This window comes from Micromonospora sp. CNZ299 (genome assembly GCF_002754415.1).
Map to the genome: position 1 here is coordinate 6,780,696 of NZ_PEFG01000001.1, position 17,836 is coordinate 6,798,531.

General features: G+C 72.5%; 16 protein-coding genes. 11 read left to right on the plus strand and 5 right to left on the minus strand.

Annotated elements, in window-relative coordinates:
• Positions 1-26: 26 nt before the first annotated feature.
• The 4 genes from CLT68_RS30575 to CLT68_RS30590 all read left to right on the plus strand — a co-directional run bounded on the left by CLT68_RS30575 (position 27) and on the right by CLT68_RS30590 (position 4,358).
• Positions 27-233, plus strand: coding sequence for a hypothetical protein (locus tag CLT68_RS30575; RefSeq protein ID WP_099857821.1), 207 nt, complete (start codon positions 27-29; stop codon positions 231-233).
• A 61-nt stretch (positions 234-294) separates the two neighbouring features.
• Positions 295-2,232 (plus strand): bifunctional adenosylcobinamide kinase/adenosylcobinamide-phosphate guanylyltransferase, encoded by a 1,938-nt coding sequence (locus CLT68_RS30580; RefSeq protein ID WP_099856152.1) that lies wholly within the window; start codon positions 295-297, stop codon positions 2,230-2,232.
• Positions 2,222-2,995, plus strand: a complete 774-nt coding sequence (locus CLT68_RS30585) for an adenosylcobinamide-GDP ribazoletransferase (protein WP_099856154.1) — start codon at positions 2,222-2,224, stop codon at positions 2,993-2,995. Before CLT68_RS30580 ends, CLT68_RS30585 begins: the two co-directional genes overlap by 11 nt.
• Before the next feature lie 67 nt (positions 2,996-3,062).
• Positions 3,063-4,358 carry a DUF2314 domain-containing protein gene (locus tag CLT68_RS30590; RefSeq protein ID WP_099856156.1) on the plus strand — a complete coding sequence of 432 codons (1,296 nt, stop codon included), beginning with the start codon at positions 3,063-3,065 and terminating at the stop codon, positions 4,356-4,358.
• 112 nt (positions 4,359-4,470) lie between these two features.
• On the opposite strand, the gene gcvT is transcribed toward CLT68_RS30590, so the two are convergent.
• Positions 4,471-5,601: a glycine cleavage system aminomethyltransferase GcvT gene (gcvT, locus tag CLT68_RS30595; protein WP_099856158.1), complete on the minus strand. Its 1,131-nt coding sequence runs from the start codon at positions 5,599-5,601 to the stop codon at positions 4,471-4,473.
• A gap of 162 nt (positions 5,602-5,763) precedes the next feature.
• On the opposite strand from gcvT, the gene CLT68_RS30600 reads away from it, so the two are divergent.
• Positions 5,764-7,338: a leucyl aminopeptidase gene (locus CLT68_RS30600; protein ID WP_099856160.1), complete on the plus strand. Its 1,575-nt coding sequence runs from the start codon at positions 5,764-5,766 to the stop codon at positions 7,336-7,338.
• A 49-nt stretch (positions 7,339-7,387) separates the two neighbouring features.
• Here CLT68_RS30600 and CLT68_RS30605 read toward each other — a convergent pair whose 3' ends face one another.
• Positions 7,388-7,717: a hypothetical protein gene (locus CLT68_RS30605; protein WP_088949477.1), complete on the minus strand. Its 330-nt coding sequence runs from the start codon at positions 7,715-7,717 to the stop codon at positions 7,388-7,390.
• A 178-nt stretch (positions 7,718-7,895) separates the two neighbouring features.
• On the opposite strand from CLT68_RS30605, the gene lpdA reads away from it, so the two are divergent.
• Together lpdA and sucB are read left to right on the plus strand one after the other, a co-directional pair.
• Complete coding sequence (gene lpdA / locus CLT68_RS30610) at positions 7,896-9,287, plus strand: dihydrolipoyl dehydrogenase (RefSeq protein WP_088949478.1); 1,392 nt, start codon at positions 7,896-7,898, stop codon at positions 9,285-9,287.
• A 67-nt stretch (positions 9,288-9,354) separates the two neighbouring features.
• Positions 9,355-11,199 carry a 2-oxoglutarate dehydrogenase, E2 component, dihydrolipoamide succinyltransferase gene (gene sucB, locus CLT68_RS30615; protein ID WP_099856162.1) on the plus strand — a complete coding sequence of 615 codons (1,845 nt, stop codon included), beginning with the start codon at positions 9,355-9,357 and terminating at the stop codon, positions 11,197-11,199.
• 62 nt (positions 11,200-11,261) lie between these two features.
• Here the strand turns inward: sucB and CLT68_RS30620 are convergent, their stop codons facing one another.
• Complete coding sequence (locus CLT68_RS30620) at positions 11,262-12,197, minus strand: SDR family NAD(P)-dependent oxidoreductase (RefSeq protein WP_099856164.1); 936 nt, start codon at positions 12,195-12,197, stop codon at positions 11,262-11,264.
• A gap of 154 nt (positions 12,198-12,351) precedes the next feature.
• Between CLT68_RS30620 and CLT68_RS30625 the strand changes: the two genes are divergently transcribed.
• Positions 12,352-13,689, plus strand: coding sequence for a low temperature requirement protein A (locus CLT68_RS30625; protein WP_099857824.1), 1,338 nt, complete (start codon positions 12,352-12,354; stop codon positions 13,687-13,689).
• A 92-nt stretch (positions 13,690-13,781) separates the two neighbouring features.
• Complete coding sequence (locus CLT68_RS30630; RefSeq protein ID WP_231927113.1) at positions 13,782-14,270, plus strand: hemerythrin domain-containing protein; 489 nt, start codon at positions 13,782-13,784, stop codon at positions 14,268-14,270.
• Here CLT68_RS30630 and CLT68_RS30635 read toward each other — a convergent pair.
• A complete protein-coding gene (locus tag CLT68_RS30635) occupies positions 14,260-14,679 on the minus strand; it encodes a MerR family transcriptional regulator (RefSeq protein ID WP_099856166.1) in 420 nt (139 codons plus the stop codon). The genes CLT68_RS30630 and CLT68_RS30635 overlap by 11 nt on opposite strands.
• Positions 14,680-14,735: 56 nt before the next feature.
• Here CLT68_RS30635 and CLT68_RS30640 point away from each other — a divergent pair, with 56 nt between their 5' ends.
• Entirely contained in the window at positions 14,736-15,734 is a 999-nt protein-coding gene (locus CLT68_RS30640; protein ID WP_099857826.1) for an aldo/keto reductase, read from the plus strand.
• Positions 15,735-15,761: 27 nt separating this feature from the next.
• Here the strand turns inward: CLT68_RS30640 and CLT68_RS30645 are convergent, their stop codons facing one another.
• Positions 15,762-16,613 carry an NmrA family NAD(P)-binding protein gene (locus tag CLT68_RS30645; RefSeq protein WP_099856168.1) on the minus strand — a complete coding sequence of 284 codons (852 nt, stop codon included), beginning with the start codon at positions 16,611-16,613 and terminating at the stop codon, positions 15,762-15,764.
• 313 nt (positions 16,614-16,926) lie between these two features.
• Between CLT68_RS30645 and CLT68_RS30650 the strand changes: the two genes are divergently transcribed.
• On the plus strand, positions 16,927-17,826 hold the full coding sequence (locus CLT68_RS30650) for a TIGR01777 family oxidoreductase (RefSeq protein ID WP_088949483.1): 900 nt from the start codon (positions 16,927-16,929) through the stop codon (positions 17,824-17,826).
• The last annotated feature ends 10 nt before the right edge of the window (positions 17,827-17,836 follow it).

Below are 17,836 nucleotides of genomic sequence, written 5' to 3' on the forward strand. Positions count from 1 at the left end.
GACGGCGCATGACGGGGGGCGAGACGATGAGCAGGCCGTTGCGGGAGTGGGACACCGCTGATCTACGGAACATCGCGGTACGGGGTGGCATCGAGGGTGCGAGGGAGATGGACCGGGAGGAACTGGTCGATTCTCTGCTCGCCCGGCCCGGCGGAGGTCTCTGGCAGGAGGATCCAAAGCCAGCGGACGTCAACCCCAACGACTACCTCTATCGGGCACCCGACGAACGGTGACCCCGGCCGGGAGAGCACACCTGTGCTGTCGGCACCTTCCGGGTGGCCCTAAGGTACGAGCATGTCCGTAGACGGGTGGAACACGGTCCTGGTGCTCGGCGGTACCCGGTCTGGCAAGTCCGAGTTCGCCGAGTCCCTGGTCACCGACGCGCCGGTGGTCCGCTACGTCGCCACCGCGCCCGAGGGCGACCCGGAAGACACCGAGTGGGCCACCCGGCTGGCGGCGCACCGCGCCCGGCGGCCGGGCAGCTGGACCACCGAGGAGACCACCGAGGACCCGCGCCGGTTGGCCGACGTGCTCGAGTCCGCCGAGCCGAACGAGACGCTGCTCGTCGACGACCTGGGCGGCTGGGTGACGGTGCTGCTCGACCCGGACCACCAGCCCGCCGACGACGTCGCAACGATCGCCGAGCTGGCCGAGGCGCTGCGCGGCTGCGCGGCGAGGGTGGTGCTGGTGAGCCCCGAGGTGGGGCTGTCGTTGGTGCCGACCACCCCGCTGGGCCGGGCGTTCACCGACGCGTTGGGCGCGGCCAACCGTGCGGTCGCCGACGCCTGCGACGCGGTGGCGCTGGTCGTCGCCGGTCAGCCGGTCTGGCTGAAGCCGGCCGCCACCACGATCGCCCAGTCCGCCCCTGCCGCCGCGCCGTCGGCTTCGGCCCGCGTGACCGGGCCGGTCGTCGCGAGCCTGGCCGACGCCGAGCCCACCCCCGAGGTGCAGCTGCCCGATGTGTTGACGCACGCGCCGCCGGCCGCCCCGAACCAGGAGCCCGGCAACCCCTGGGCCGCGCCGACCATGGCACTGCCGATGGTGGCCACCGGGCTGGTCATCCAGCCCGGCATGGAGCTGCCGATGCCCGACGAGTACGCGGGCCCACAGGCGGTGGACCGGCTGGCCAAGCTGGACGTACCGGGCGCCGGGCTGGGCGTGCTGGACCGGGTGGTCGGCTTCGCCGCCGGCACCCAGGGCACCTCGACCCCCCGCGCCTGGAGCTCGGTGCGGGTGTTGCTGCTGCACGGCGACCACGCTGGCGGCGGGTCGGCCGGCACCATCGCCGGTGAGTCGGCGCGACGAGCCGCGCAGGCCCGCGCGGGCAAGGGCGCGTTGGCGCGGCTGGCCGCCGAGAGTGGCGCCAGCCTCCAGGTGGTGGACGCCCCGGCCTCCGCCCCGATGGAAGACCAACCGGCGCTCTCACCCGATCAGGTGGAGTCCGCGCTGCGCTACGGCTGGCGGCTTGCCGAACAGGCGGCCGACGCCGGCGTACAGCTGCTGGTCCTGGGGGCGTGCGGAGCCGGCACCGAGGCGGCGGCCGCAGCGGTGCTCGCGGCGACGGCCGGCGCGGAGCCGCCCGCCGTGCTGGGCCGGGTGATCACCGACTCCGGTGAGATCGACGACGCGGCGTGGATGATCCGCTGCGCGGCGGTACGCGACGCCCTGCACCGCACCCGCCGCTCGTCGCGCGGTGCCAAGGACATCCTGGCCGAACTGGGCGGCGGCGACGTCGCGGTCGCCACCGGTGTGCTGCTCGGCGCCACCGCGCGCCGGGTGCCGGTGCTGCTCGACGGGCCGGTCGGGGTGGCCGCCGGCATGGTCAGCCGGGACCTGGCCGGGCAGGCCCGGCACTGGTGCCTGCTCGCCGACCACGGTGGGCACCCGGCGGTGCGGCTCGCCGCCGACGTGCTCGGCCTCACCCCGCTGCTCGACCTGCGGATGGATCTCGGTGAGGGCGCGAACGCGTTGGTCGCGCTACCGCTGCTGCGCTCGGTGCTGGCGCTGTCGGCCGCGCTGCCGGTCCACCCGTCGCTCGGCGGCGACGACGACGAAACGGACCCGGCCGCCGACGAGCCGCAGCCCGGCTACCCCGCCGTGAACGACCCGTACGTGAACGACAGCGACCCGGACCTCGCCGAGCCCGACTTCGCCGAACCGGAACCGGCCGGGCCGGGCCCGGCCAGCACCGGTGCGGACGAGCAGCCGGCGTCGGGCTGGCGTGCCGGCTGAGTCGCGGTTCCTCGCGGGCACCCGGCTCGCGCTCACCACGTTCACCACGCTGCCGGTGCGCGCCGGACGGATCGACCGCCCGGTGGCTGGCGCCGCGATGGCGCTCGCCCCGGCGGTCGGCGCGCTGCTCGGCGCCCTGCTGGCCGGTGTGCTGCTGCTGACCGGCGCTGTCGCTCCCCCACTGGTGGCCGCCGGTGTGACGGTCGGCGCCGCCGCGCTGCTCACCCGAGGGCTGCACCTGGACGGGCTCGCCGACACCGTGGACGCGCTCGGCTCGTACCGGCGGGGCGCGGCCGCGCTGGAGATCATGAAGAAGCCGGACGTCGGCCCGTTCGGGGTGGTCGCCCTGGTGGTCGTACTCCTGGTGCAGGCGGCGGCGCTGGCCGACCTGGCGGGGCGGTCCTGGCCGGCGTGTGTCGCGGCGGTGGTCACGGCGACCGCCGCCGGGCGGCTCGGCGTCACGGTGGCCTGCCGGCGGGGAGTGCCGGCGGCCCGGCCGGACGGGCTCGGCGCGCTCGTGGCCGGCACCGTCGGCCCGCTTGCCCTGACCGCCGGCGCGGTCGCCGTCGCGCTGCTGGCGGTCGGCGCGGTGCCGGGCCGCCCGTGGCAGGGGCCGCTGGCCGTGGCCGTCGCGCTCGCCGTCGCGTTACTGCTGCTGAACCACGTGGTACGCCGGCTCGGCGGGATAACCGGGGACGTTCTCGGCGCGACAGTCGAGGTGGTCACCACGCTGGTCTACCTGGGTCTGGTGCTGTCCGGCTGAACCGGGCGCGGCGGGCCGGGTAGCGTTCGGCTCGACAGCACCGGCACGGCCACCGGGGGAACCAGAAATGCTCATCACGGACGACTTCCTGCCCGTACCGGTGCCGGAGTCGCTCAGCGCGACCTACCTGGTGCCGATGGCGGGGCTGCCGAAGGTCAGCGCGAAGACCGCTGTGGCGGCGCTGACCGGCCGGCTGGCCGAGCCGGTCCACGGGCTGGCCAGGCAGATGCTGGACAGCCCGCTGATGAGCGTCGACACCCGGCCGATCACCGAGTTCCCCGAGCTGCCACCGGACCTGCTCACCGCGTTCGGCGCGACCGAGGAGCAGCTGGCCCGGCTGGCCGCGGCGACCCACCTGGTGGTCGTGCAGGCCGAGTACCGGCCAGGTTGGCCGCCCGCGCACGAGTGGGCGGCCCGGGCGGTCGCGGCCGCCGTGGCGGAGTCCGTCGACGGCGACGTGGTGGACGTGTTCGGCCTGCAGTTCCTCGACCCGGCGACCGCGTTGCGCTCACTCCCGGACGAGCACGGCCGCATCCGGCTGGTCGACTGGGTCCTGGTGCCGTACTCGTCGGACACCGAAGGGCTGTGGTTCACCACCAAGGGGCTGCGCCGCTTCGGGCTGCTGGAGTTGCAGACCCAGGGGGTGCCCGACCACCTCACCCGCGCCTGGGGTGCGGTGATGACCGGGGCGGCACGCCGGCTGCTGCGGGACTGGACCGACGGGCTCACCGGCGAGGAGGTGCCGGCGTTCGTGCAGCTCCCGGTGCTCGCCACGGTCACCGGTCACGACATCGCGGTCGCGTACGGCAACCCGGAGCAGCACGGCGCGACCGCCCCGGTGCTGCTGCGCCTGGAGCTGGACCCGGCGACCGACCCGGAGGCCGACTCGTTCCTCAGCCTGCGCCCACCGGCCGGGCACCCGGGTCCGGACGGGCGCTACTACGCCGCCGCCTGCGCGACCCTGTTCTCCGGGATCCAGCCGGACGTGCGCTACGCCCGCTCGGGTGACGCGATGAGCCGGGCGGTCGCCACCGCCCGGGCCGCGCTGGGTGACGCGCGCGCCCGTTTCGTCGCCGGCCACCTTCCCGCCGAGTCGCAGCTCGTGGTCAAGTACGGCCTGCCCGGCGACGACGGCCCGGAGTACGTCTGGGCGGGCGTCACCTCGTGGGAGGCCCCGGAGCGGATCGTCGGCGTGAGCGCCAGCGACGCCAACACCGACCCGTCGGTCCGCATCGGTGCCCCGGTCGTGGTGGAGGCGACCGACGTGGTCGACTGGGCGGTCCTGGACGCGACCGGCGTCATCGAGGGCGGCTGGACCCAGGCCGTCCTGGATTCCGGCGAACCCCCAACCCCCACGCGCTGACCAACCCCCACTTTTCCCAGTTGATCAAGAGGTTTGCGTCAGAATCTCGTCCGGACGTGACGCAAACCTCTTGGTCACCGGGGCGGGGCGGGGCGGGGCGGGGCGGGGCGGGTTACTTCACTGAGGGGGTTACGAAGGGGGGTTTTGTCAGCTTCAGGGGGGCTCGGCGGCCTCTGATGTCGATCTCCACCTCGTCACCCTCGGCCAGGTTGGCGTCGGTGTTCAACAGGGCCAGCGCAATGCCCTGCTTGCGGGTCGGCGAGAAGGTGCCGCTGGTCACCTCGCCGACCTGGGTGTCTCCCACGTGCAGGGTCATCCCGGGCCGCGGGATCGCGCGGTCGACGGCCACCAGGCCGCGCAGCGTACGCCGAGGGCCGGCGGCCTTCTCGGCGAGCAGCGCGTCGCGGCCCCAGAAGGCCGGCTTGTCCCAACCGACCGCCCAGCCGGAACGGGCCTGCACCGGGCTGATGTCCAGGGACAGGTCCTGCCCGTGCAGCGGATAGCCCATCTCGGTACGCAGCGTGTCCCGGGCGGCCAGGCCGCAGGCCCGCAGCTCGAACGCCGCACCCGCGGCGAAGAGCGCGTCCCAGACGGCCACGGCGTGCTCCGCCGGCACCACCAACTCGTAGCCCAGCTCGCCGGTGTAGCCGGTACGGCAGACGGTCAACTCCATCCCGGCCAGGCTCGCGGCGGAGAAGCTCATGTAGCCGTGCTCGACGGGCAGGTCGAGGGCGGCCAGCAGCTCGGCCGAGCGGGGGCCCTGGACGGCCAGCACGGCGTACGCCTCGTGCTCGTCGGTGACGGTGACCTGAGCGGGCGCGGCGGCGCGCAACCGGCGCACGACCTCGGCGGTGTTCGCGGCGTTCGGGATGAGGAAGACGTGGTCGTCGGCGTACAGGTAGGCGATGATGTCGTCCACCACACCACCGGTGGCGTCGTCGCAGCAGAGCGTGTACTGCGCTCGGCCGGGGCCGATCCGGCCCAGGTCGTTGCTGAGGCAGGCGTTGACGAAGTCGGCCGCGCCGGGGCCGCTCACCCGCGCCTTGCCCAGGTGCGACACGTCGAAGACCCCCACCGCGGTCCGCACCGCTGTGTGCTCCTTGAGCACACCGCCGCCGGCGTACTCCAGCGGCATCTCCCAACCCCCGAAGGGGGCGAACTTGGCGCCGGCGGCGATGTGCCGCTCGTGCAGCGGGGAACGACGCAGCCGGGTCGCGGCGGCGTCGGAGGTCACGTCGGTCATGGGTGGCAACTTACCGGGGGCAACGTGGCTGGTTAGCATCGGCGGGAGCCCGCTGGCGCTGTCGGCGGGACAGCCATGACGTCCGGCGGGTAGGTTCCGCCGGAGACCTTCACCGCCGGTACGCGACGCCGCGACCGGCCCGGCCCGCCCGGAGTAGCTTCAGTGACATCACCCCGCACCACCAACCTGAGCCTGGTCGACACCGACCCGGCCGAGCTCGCCGTCGACGCGATCGTGATCGGCGTGCACAGCCAGACCGGAGAGCAGGACGCCACCAGCGGCCTCGCCGGCACCCTGCTGCTCGCCAGCGGCGCGGAGAGCATCGCCGTCGCCTTCGACGGCAAGCTGACCGAGACCCTCGCGCTGCTCGGTGCGACAGGTGGGCCGGGTGAGGTCGTCAAGCTGGCCACGCTGGGCACCGTGACCGCGCCGCTGGTCGTCGCGGTCGGGCTCGGCCCGGAGCCGTCGGGTGCCGCCCCGGCCCCGGAGACGCTGCGCCGTGCCGCCGGTACGGCGATCCGGGCCCTGGCCGGCGCTCCGAAGGTCGCCCTGTCCCTGCCGCTGCCGGACGACGCGGACGCGTCGGCGGAGCTGCGCGCGGTCGCCGAGGGTGCGCTGCTCGGCGGGTACCGGTTCGCCGGCTACAAGACCCGCCCGCAGCCGACCCGGCGCGAGCCGGTCGCCGAGGTGCTCATCGCGGTGCCGGACGCCGGTGACGCGGGCGCCCAGGCGGAGGTCACCCGGGCGCTGGCGGTGGCGGGCGCGGTCCGGACCAGCCGGGACTGGGTGAACACCGCGCCGAACGAGCTGCGTCCGCCGTCGTTCGCCGACGCGGTCGCCGACGCTGCCCGTGCCGCGGGCCTCGGTGTCGAGGTGCTGGACGAGGCGGCGCTGGCCGCCGGCGGGTACGGCGGCATCGTCGCGGTCGGGCAGGGTTCGGAGGCCCCGCCGCGGCTGGTGAAGCTCACCTACACCCCGCAGAGCGGTGGCAACGGCAAGCGGGTCGCGTTGGTCGGCAAGGGGATCACCTTCGACACCGGCGGCATCTCGATCAAGCCGGCGCAGGGCATGTGGGAGATGAAGTCCGACATGGCGGGCGCTGCCGCGGTCGGCGCGGCCATGCTGGCGATCGCCGCGCTGAAGCCGGCGGTGGCGGTCAGCGCGTACCTGCCGATGGCGGAGAACATGCCGTCGGGCACCAGCTACCGGCCGGGCGACGTGATCACCATGTTCAACGGCAAGCGCGTCGAGGTGCTCAACACCGACGCCGAGGGCCGGATGGTCCTGGGTGACGCCATGGCCCGCGCCTGCGCGGACGGCACCGACTACCTGTTCGAGACCTCCACCCTGACCGGCGGCCAGGTGATCGCGCTGGGCAAGCGGATGGCCGGCGTGATGGGCACCCCGGAGCTGTGCGACCGGGTCCAGGCGGTCGGCGACGCGGTCGGCGAGCCGGCGTGGCCGATGCCGCTGCCCGACGACGTGCGCAAGGGCATGGAGTCCGACGTGGCGGACATCTCGCAGGTCAACGCCGGCATGGACCGGGCCGGTCACATGCTGCAGGGCGGGGTGTTCCTGCGCGAGTTCGTGACCGACGACGTGGCCTGGGCGCACATCGACATCGCCGGGCCGGGCTACCACTCGGGCGAGCCGACCGGCTACTGGACCAAGGGCGGCACCGGCGTCCCGGTCCGCACCCTGGTGCAGCTTGTCGAGGACGTCGCCGCCAACGGCTGACGGATTTCCGGAAGGGCCACCTGCGTTGGCAGGTGGCCCTTCCGCACGTTCAGTACTGCTCGGGGCGACGTTTGCGGCGCTCGTTGAAGTCGCGCATCCGCTGCGGGTAGCCCATCAGCCGGACGTCGTACACGGGGATGCCCATCCGGTACGCGAAGCGCCGGGCGCCGTCCGGGCCGTCGATGCGCCGGCGGGTCCACTCCCCGTCGTCAGCGATCAGGATGACAGTGGTCTCCGTCACCGTCGTGCGGGGTTCGATGTACGCCTCGACGCCGCGCCGACTGCGGATGAAGTTCTCCAAATGGTCCAGATCGCCGCGACTGGCAGCGCGGTCATGGCTCGGCACAGCCGTCTGTTTGCGGCGCCGGAACAAGCCCACCGGATCTCTCCCCCATGTTGCGTCATCGACGACGGTGCCAAGGGTACGTGTCGATGACGTGTCGTTGGGCACCTCGGTACGCACCCTGTGCCCAGTGGTGACAAGATGACCGAGGTGGGGTGTGTCCGTGTTACACCTCTGTGACCCCCGATGCAGCGACGCGACCTGGGAGTTGGACGTGAGCGAGCCGAACGAAGCGACCTTCGACATTGTCATTCTCGGAGGTGGCAGCGGCGGCTACGCGACCGCGCTGCGCGCCGTCCAGCTGGGCCTGAAGGTCGCGCTGGTCGAGAAGGGCAAACTCGGCGGCACCTGCCTGCACAACGGTTGCATCCCGACGAAGGCCCTGCTGCACGCCGCGGAGATCGCCGACCAGGCCCGCGAGTCGGAGCAGTTCGGCGTCAAGGCCGAGCTGATCGGCATCGACATGGCCGGGGTCAACTCGTACAAGGACGGCGTGATCGCCCGCCTGTACAAGGGCCTGCAGGGCATGTTGAAGGGCAACAAGGGCATCACGATCGTCGAGGGCCACGGCAAGCTGGTCGGCAAGAACGTGGTCGAGGTGGACGGCAAGCGTTACACCGGCCGCAACATCGTCCTGGCCTCCGGCTCGTACGCGAAGAGCCTGCCCGGCCTGGAGGTCGACGGCGAGCGGATCATCACCAGCGACCACGCCCTCACGATGGACCGGGTGCCGTCGTCGGTGATCGTGCTCGGTGGCGGCGTGATCGGCGTCGAGTTCGCCAGCGTGTGGAAGTCCTTCGGTGTGGACGTGACGATCGTCGAGGCGCTGCCCCGGCTGGTCGCCGCCGAGGACGAGGAGTCGTCCAAGGCGCTGGAGCGGGCGTTCCGCAAGCGGAAGATCAACTTCAAGGTCGGCAAGCCGTTCGAGAAGGTCGAGAAGACCGAGAGCGGCGTCAAGCTGACGATCTCCGGCGGCGAGACCGTCGAGGCGGAGTTGCTGCTGGTCGCCGTGGGTCGCGGCCCGAACACCGCCAACCTCGGGTACGAGGAGCAGGGCGTCAAGATGGACCGCGGCTACGTGCTGACCGACGAGCGGCTGCGCACCAGCGTGCCGAACGTCTACGCGGTCGGCGACATCGTGCCCGGCCTCCAGCTCGCGCACCGCGGCTTCCAGCAGGGCATCTTCGTCGCCGAGGAGATCGCCGGGCAGACCCCGGCCGTGATCGACGAGGTCGGCATCCCGCGCGTCACCTACTGCGACCCGGAGCTGGCGTCGGTGGGCCTCACCGAGGCCAAGGCCAAGGAGCAGTACGGCGCCGACAAGGTCAAGACGTACAACTACAACCTGGGTGGCAACGGCAAGAGCCAGATCCTCAAGACCACCGGCTTCGTGAAGCTGGTCCGGGTCGAGGACGGCCCGGTGGTCGGCGTGCACATGATCGGCGCCCGGGTGGGTGAGCTGATCGGTGAGGCGCAGCTCATCTACAACTGGGAGGCCTACCCGGCGGAGGTCGCCCAGCTCGTGCACGCCCACCCGACCCAGAACGAGGCCCTGGGCGAGGCGCACCTGGCCCTCGCCGGCAAGCCGCTGCACGCGCACGCCTGATCATCCACAACCGCGGCGTCCGGCGACGGGCGAAGATCCCACCAGGGGAATGAAGGAGTCTCAGAAAATGCCGGTATCGGTCACCATGCCCCGGCTCGGCGAGAGCGTCACCGAGGGCACCGTCACTCGCTGGCTCAAGCAGGAGGGCGACACGGTCGAGGTCGACGAGCCCCTGCTCGAGGTCTCCACCGACAAGGTCGACACCGAGATCCCGTCGCCCGCTGCCGGCGTGCTGAGCCGGATCGTGGTCGGTGAGGACGAGACCGCCGAGGTGGGCAGCGAGCTGGCTGTCATCTCCGGTGAGGGCGAGTCGACCGGCGGTGGCGAGGCCGCCCCGCAGGAGCAGGCCCCGGCCGAGGAGGTCGAGCCGGCCGCCGAGCCGACGGCCGCCGCCGAGGGCACCGCCGACGAGGTGGCCCAGGACGAGGCGCCGACCGAGGCGCCGGCTCCGGCCACCGCTTCCTCGGGCGAGGGCACCGCGGTGAAGATGCCGGCCCTGGGTGAGAGCGTCACCGAGGGCACTGTCACCCGCTGGCTCAAGCAGGTCGGCGAGACCATCGAGGTCGACGAGCCGCTGCTGGAGGTGTCCACCGACAAGGTGGACACCGAGATCCCGTCGCCGGTCGCCGGCACTGTGCTGGAGATCAAGGTCGCCGAGGACGAGACCGCCGACGTCGGCGCCGACCTGGCGATCATCGGCGTTGCCGGTGCGGCCCCCGCCGAGGCCAAGCCCGAGCCGAAGCCCGAGCCGAAGGCGGAGGCCAAGCCGGCGCCCAAGGCCGAGCCGAAGCCGGAGCCGAAGGTCGAGGAGCCGACCCCCGGCATGTCGTACAACGAGCCGGCCGCGGAGACCGAAAGCTCGGCGCAGCCGGCGAAGACCGAGCAGGCGTCGCAGCCTGCCGCGCCGGCCTCGACGCCGCCGCGTCCGTCCGCCCCGGCGCAGGGTGGCGGCGAGGAGGCCGCCGGGTACGTGACCCCGCTGGTGCGCAAGCTGGCCGGTGAGCACGGCGTGGACCTTTCCTCGCTCAACGGCACCGGTGTGGGTGGCCGGATCCGCAAGCAGGACGTGCTGGAGGCCGCCGAGAAGGCGAAGGCCGCCAAGGCCACCCCCGCTGCCGCACCCGCGCAGGCCACCGCACCGTCGGCGGCTGCTGCCAAGCCGGCCGAGAAGCCGCAGCCGAGCGGCAAGCGGGGCACCACCGAGAAGCTCCCCCGGATCCGCAAGGCCATCGCCAAGCGGTTGCACGAGTCGCTGCACGAGATGGCGCAGCTGACCACTGTGGTCGAGGTGGACGTCACCCGGATCGCCAAGCTGCGGGCGCAGGCGAAGGACTCCTTCGTGCAGCGGCACGGCGTGAAGCTGTCCTTCCTGCCGTTCTTCGCGCTCGCCGCCATCGAGGCGCTCCAGACGCACCCGATCGTCCAGGCCAGCATGGACCTGGAAGGTGGCACGATCACCTACCCGGCGGCCGAGCACCTGGGCATCGCCGTGGACACCGAGCGGGGTCTGCTGACGCCGGTCATCCACAACGCCGGCGACCTCAACCTGGGCGGCATCGCCAAGCGGGTCGCCGACCTGGCCGAGCGGACCCGGACCAACAAGATCAGCCCGGACGAGCTGGCCGGTGCGACCTTCACGCTGACCAACACGGGCAGCCGGGGCGCGCTCTTCGACACCCCGATCGTGCCGTCGCCGCAGTCGGCGATGCTCGGCACGGGTGCCGTGGTCAAGCGGCCGGTCGTGGTCAACGACCCGGAGCTGGGCGAGGTCGTCGCGGTCCGGTCGATGGTCTACCTGGCCATGTCCTACGACCACCGGCTGATCGACGGCGCCGACGCCGCTCGCTTCTTGACCACGGTCAAGGAGCGGCTGGAGGCCGGCAACTTCGAGTCGGAGCTGGGCCTGGCCTGATCTGCCCGCAACGCCGAGAGGGCGCCCCGGTCGTCGACCGGGGCGCCCTCTCGTGTGCGTCCTCAGGCCTTGAGCAGCGCGGTCGACACCTTCCAGAGCCGCTCGGCGGCCTCCGGGTCCAGCGCGTACGCGGCGACTCCCGTCCGCCCGCCGGGCTGGGCGGGGGCGGCCTCCTGACAGTCCTCGAAGTAGCGCCCGCCCACACCGTCGAGCAGTGGCGACGCGGCGACCAGCACCGAGGTCGCGGCACCCTGTTCGACGGTCTTCCAGGCCGCCGCGTTGCCCGCGCGCAGCCGGTCCAGTTCCTCCTTGCTGACGTAGCGCTGGAGGTTGGTCCGGATCGCCCCGGGCATCAGCGAGTTGGCCGTGATGCCGTCGTCGGCCCAGAGCCGGGACGCCTCGACGGCGAACAGCACGTTGGCCGTCTTGGACTGCCCGTACGCCTGCCACGGCTCGTACTCCCGCTGGTCGTACTGGATGTCGTCGAAGACCACCGGTGAGCGCAGGTGGGCGGCGGAGCTGACCGAGACGATCCTGGCCCCGTCGCCGGACGCGAGTGCCGGGCGCAGCCCGGTGGCGAGCGCGAAGTGGCCCAGGTGGTTCGTGGCGAACTGCATCTCCCAGCCCTGCGGGGTGCGGGACAGGGGCGCGGCCATGATGCCGGCGTTGTTGACCAGGATGTGCAGCGGTCCGTCCCAGTTGGCGACGAAGTCGGCGATCGAACCCTGGTCGGCGAGGTCGAGCGGGGCGACCAGGACGCGGTCGTTGCCGGTGGTGCCGGTGATGTCGTCGGCGGCCTTGTGGCCGGCGTCGGGGTTGCGGACGGCCAGGGTGACCTCCGCGCCGGCGCTGGCCAGGGCGCGGGCGGTTTCCACGCCGATGCCGGACGACCCGCCGGTGACGATCGCCCGCCGACGGACGAGGTCCACACCCCGGATCACGTCCATGGCCGTGGAGGTATGGGCGAACGAGGTGGTGATCGGGTTGTTCGTCGTCATGATCCATCCTTGTCCAGGGTGGGTCGGACCGACCGGCCCGCTGCCGGAGGCGGTAGTCCCGGTGTTTTCCCGAGCCGGACCGGAGGTAACGCCGGACACCGTCGCCATCGCTGTTCAGGCCTCCGAGCAGGCCGGACGCTGCCAGAGTGGGATCGTGGGCGGCTACCGGCGGGGTGGACAACTGGGACCGGCCGTCCCGATTGCTCCCGGTGCCCGGGTGGACAAGTTCGAGGTCTTCTTCGACCTGGTCTTCGTCTTCTCGTTCTTCATCATCACCCGGGCGACCGCCGCCAACATCTCCGGCCGGCAGCTGTTGCACGCCGCTCTGGTGCTCGCCGTGCTCTGGTGGATCTGGGTGGTGCACAGCCTGGTGGCCACCCGGGTCCGGCTCGGCGAGGGCTACGTCCCGGTGCTCATGGTGATCGCGATGGTCGCCCTGTTCGCGTTCGCGCTGGCGCTGCCGCAGGCCTTCAACGACCCGAAGGGGAGCGCCGCCGGCCCGATGCTGGTGGCCATCAGCTACGTCGTGGTCCGGGCCGTCCACATGATCCTCTACCAGCATGTGGTGCGGGACAGCCCGCAGGAGCGGCGGCAACTGCGGCGCTTCGCCCCGGAGCTGGCGGTGAGCATCGTGCTGCTGCTGGCCGCCGCGCTGATTCCGCCGCAGATCACCGACCCCGACCAGGCCGCCATGGTCCGCGACGGGCTGTGGATCACCGTGGTGGTGGTGCAGTACGCCACCGGCTTCATCGTCGGCACCTGGGGCTGGGGGGTGACCAGCGCCGAGCACTGGACGGAGCGCTACGACCTCATCCTGATCATCGCGCTGGGCGAGTCCATCATCTCCACCGGGGTGGGCGGCAATCTGCTCGGCAAGCCGGTGACCTGGCCGGCGGTGGCTGCCGCGGCGCTCGGCATCGTGGTCACCGCCGCCCTGTGGTGGGCGCACTTCGACTTCATCGGGCCGGCCGCCCGGATCGCCCTGCACGCGGCGGAGGGCGCCCCCCGGGTGGCCATGGCCCGCGACGCGTACGCGTACCTCTACCTGCCGATGATCGCCGGGGTGATCCTCTTTTCCATCGGCAACGAGGAGGTTCTGCACAAGATCACTGACCCGGCCGGCGGGATCGCCGAGAAGGTCGAGGGACCGGCCGTGCCGATGCTCTTCGGCGGGTTGATCTGCTACTTCGCCGTCAACCTGTTGTTCCAGCTGCGCACCCTGCACACCGTCAGCTGGACCCGCGTCGGCGTCATCGTGGTGCTCATCGCGGCCCTCCCGGTCGGTCAGCACCTGCCGGCGCTGGGCGCGCTCACCCTCGCGACAGTGATCTGCGTGGCGCTGGTGGCCGTGGAGGTGATGGTGATGTCGGATTCCCGGCACGCGTTGCGCTCCGCCGTCTTCCAGGAGCGGACCAGCCACGAGGCCCACGAGGCCGCCTGGCGGGCGCGCTGGCACGACGTCCGGGAGACCGACGAGCCAACCACGCCGTGATCGGTTCGGGATAGACTCCGGGGCAGCGTCGCGGTGTACCCGGCACGAAGGCCGCCGTGGGCATGGAGGCGCGGGGACAGCATGGGACAAACGTGCACCCGACCGGTTCACCGGCCGACCGGCTCGCCGCCGTCGGCAATCAAATGATCGAGATCCACCTCTGGCTCAGGGCGGAACTGACCCGTCTCCGGGCAAACCTCGACGCCCCGTCCCGGGACCTGCGGGCGCACTGCCTGACCTTCTGCGCCGCACTGGGCCGACACCACACCGGCGAGGACGCGGGCGCGTTCCGGCTGCTGGCCGAGCAGGTCCCCGAACTACGCCCGGTCATCGCGAATCTGATCACCGATCACGAGGTCGTGGCGGGGATCCTGGAGCGGGTCGAGGCGCTGCTCGCCGGCGACACGGCGGTGCCCCTCGCCCAGGTGCGCGGCGAGCTGGACGGGTTGGCCGCGCTGCTGGAGTCGCACTTCCGTTACGAGGAGAAGCGGTTGGTCTCCGCGCTGAACGCGCTCACCGGCCGACCCGGGACGGCCGAGGAACTCCTCGGTCTGACCGTGCCTCCGCAGGTCACCGACTGACGGCTGGGCCGGGCCGGGTTGCGGTGGGCCGCTCGGCCTCCGGCGCCGGCCCGGGCAGCCGCTCGTAGAAGCGGATCTTCTCTCGCAGGTGCTCGTACTGGCGGCTCAGCAGGAGCATCTGCTCCTCGACCCGAACAGCGTGCTGTTTCAGCAGCTCCCGCCGCTCGTCGACGGTGTGGTCGCCTTCGCGGGCCAGCTCCGCGTAGCGGCACATCTGAGCGATCGGCATCCCGGTGTCGCGCAGACAGCGAAACAGCACCAGCCAGCCGAGGTCGTCGTCGGTGAAGACCCGTTGACCGCCCGTCGTCCGGCCCACGTCGGCGAGCAGGCCGATCTTCTCGTAGTAGCGCAGGGTGTCGAGGCTGAAGCCGCTGCGACGGGCAGCCTCCGAGGGGGCGTAACCACTCATGTCGCGAGATCGTAGTGCTTGACCTGGAGCGCACTCCAGGTTGGAGGCTGGTGACCATGACGACGACACGAACGCTGGGACGCAGCGGCATCGAGGTGAGCGCGATCGGGATGGGGTGCTGGGCGATCGGGGGCCCGCTCTGGGGTGACGGTGGGCAGCCGTTCGGCTGGGGCGAGGTCGACGACGACGAGTCGATCCGCACCATCCACAGGGCAATCGAGCTTGGGGTGACCCTGTTCGACACGGCCAGCAACTACGGCGCCGGGCACAGCGAGCGGATCCTCGGCCGGGCCCTGGCCGGCCGGCGCGACAGCGCGGTGATCGCCACCAAGTTCGGCAACGTCAGTGAGGAATCCACCCGGCGGGCGCTCGGCACCGACGCCAGCCCGGCCTTCGCGGTACGCAGCCTGGAGGACTCGCTGCGCCGCCTCGGCACCGACCACGTCGACCTCTACCAACTCCACATCAACGATCTGCCGGTGCCCGCCGCGCTCGATCTGGTCGACACCCTGGAGGCCCTGGTCGACCAGGGCAAGATCCGGGCGTACGGGTGGAGCACCGACAACCCCGCCTCGGCGGAGGCGTTCGCGGCGGCCGGCCCGCACTGCGCCGCGATCCAGCACGACGAGTCGGTGCTGCGCGACAACGCGGCGGTGCTGGCGGTCTGCGACAGCCATGACCTGGCCAGCCTCAACCGTGGGCCGCTGGCGATGGGGCTGCTCACCGGGTCGACCCGGGCCGTCGGGGCGGACGACGTGCGCGGGCGGGCGCCGGAGTGGCTGGAGTGGTTCACCGACGGCCGGCCGACACCGCGCTGGGCGGCCCGGGTGGAGCAGGTCCGCGCGGCGCTCACCGCCGACGGGCGGACCCTCGCACAGGGCGCGCTGGGCTGGCTGCTGGCACGCAGCCCGCGTACCGTCCCGATCCCCGGCCTGCGCACGGTGGCCCAGGCCGAGGAGAACCTGGCGACCCTGACGCTCGGCCCGCTGAGCGCCGAGACGTACGCCGAGGTGGAGCGACTGCTCGCCGACCTGCGCCCGGCTCACGCGGCCTGACCGCCGCGGCCCTCGCCCCGGGCGCCGTCACCGGAAGTCGTCCGCGTGCTCGGCGGCCCACTGCCGGAACGTGCGCCCGGGGCGTCCGGTCACCTGCTCGACGTCCGGGGCGACCCAGCCGTTGCCGTCGGGATGGCGACCCATCTCCAGGAACCACTCGATCACCTCGGTCGGGTAGTGGTCCTTCCAGTACTCGCGGGCCTGTTCCGGGGTCAACTCGTCGAAGCGCACCGGACGGCCGATCGCCTCGCCGATCATCCGGACCGCGTCGCGGCGGCGAACCGGCTCCGGCCCGGTCGGCTGGTACACCCGGCCGGCGTGGCCGTCCTCGGTCAGCGCGGCCACGATGACCGCGGCGATGTCCGCCTCGTGGACCAGCGCGCTGTTCCAGTCCCCGAACGGCGCGCGCACCACCCCCTCGGCGCGGATTCCTGCCGCCCACTCGCTGGTGTTCGCCATGAACTCGCCGGGAAAGACGTGCGTCCACTCCAGGCCCGAGTTCTCGACGGCCCGGTGCAGCGGCCGGTGGGGCGCCTCGATCGGGTCGTCGTCCGCCCGGCTCGGATCGTTGTGGCCGAGATGGGTGACCCGGCGGACGCCGGCCTGTCGGGCCAGCTCCAGGATCTCCGCACCGGTGGTCAGCGGCCCGTACCCGTCCATCGCGACCAGGTGCATCCGCGTCACGCCGCGCAGCGCCGCGACCAACGTGTGGGGCCTGGCGAAGTCACCCGCCACCACCTCCACCCGGTCGGGCAGCGCGGTGGCCGCCGGCGACGCGGGATCGCGGGTCAGTGCGCGTACGTCGTGGCCGGCGCTGACCAGTTGCCGGACCACGCTGCCTCCGACGGTCCCGGTCGCTCCGGTCACCAGGATCGGCATGGTTCCTCCTCAGGGGATCGCCCGACGGCGGGCACGGCGAGCCGACCCCGCCATCCGGGGGCGCTCTCGGATGACTAATGCTCAGCCAGATCGAGGCCGGAAGCAATCGCGAACACCCCATTCACGTTTGCTCTGACCTGCGGAAACGCGCTGACCACCGAATGCGCGCGGCAGCCTATTTTGGCCCCGGGACCATTCGTTGACCTGCGCTTTCACACCGCACGAGGGTTCCGCGCAAAATCGTTCACCGGAACGCCCCCGCCACCGGCGGCCCCACGCATCTCCCGGTGGCGTTCTGGACGAAGATGGGGGTATGCGCATCCTTCTGGCCGGCGCGTCCGGCTTCCTCGGCACCCGGCTGGCCGACCGGCTCACAGCGGACGGGCACCAGATCACCCGGCTGGTCCGTCGGCCGCCGCGCGACCCGCAGGAGCGGCGGTGGGACCCCGCCGCCGGGCAGCTCGACCCGGCCGTGGTCGCCGAGGCGGACGCGGTGATCAACCTGGCCGGCGCGGGCGTCGGCGACAAACGCTGGAACGACGACTACCGGCGGTTGATCCGGACCAGCCGGGTGGACAGCACCACCACACTGGCGACCACCATCGCCGGGCTTCCCGCCGCCGACCGACCACGGGTGTTGCTCAACTCTTCGGCCGTGGGGTGGTACGGCAACACCGGTGACCGGGCCGTCGAGGAGGACGCGCCGGCCGGCGAGGGCTTCCTGGCCGACGTCTGCCGGGTGTGGGAGGCCGCGACCCGGCCAGCCGAAGACGCCGGGGTACGCGTCATCCGGATGCGCACCGGCCTGCCACTGGACCGCGACGGCGGGCTGCTCAAGCCGCAGCTGTTGCCATTCAAGCTGGGCATCGCCGGCCGGCTGGGCAGCGGCCGGCAGTGGCTGCCGTGGATCTCGTTGGCCGACTGGCTGGGCGCGACCCTCTTCCTGCTGGACCACGACGAGGTCGCCGGCCCGGTCAACGTGGTGGGGCCGAACCCGGTGACGAACGCCGAGTTCACCCGCGAGCTGGCCCGACAGCTGCACCGCCCGGCGATCATCCCGATCCCCGCGCTGGCGCTCAAGGTGGCCCTCGGCGGGTTCTCCCACGAGGCCCTGACCAGCACCCGCGTCCTCCCCGGCGTCCTGACGAGAGCCGCCTACCGCTACCAGCACCCCACCCTCCCCGAAGCTCTCCAGGCGGCCCTGACTCCCTGAACACCCCTGC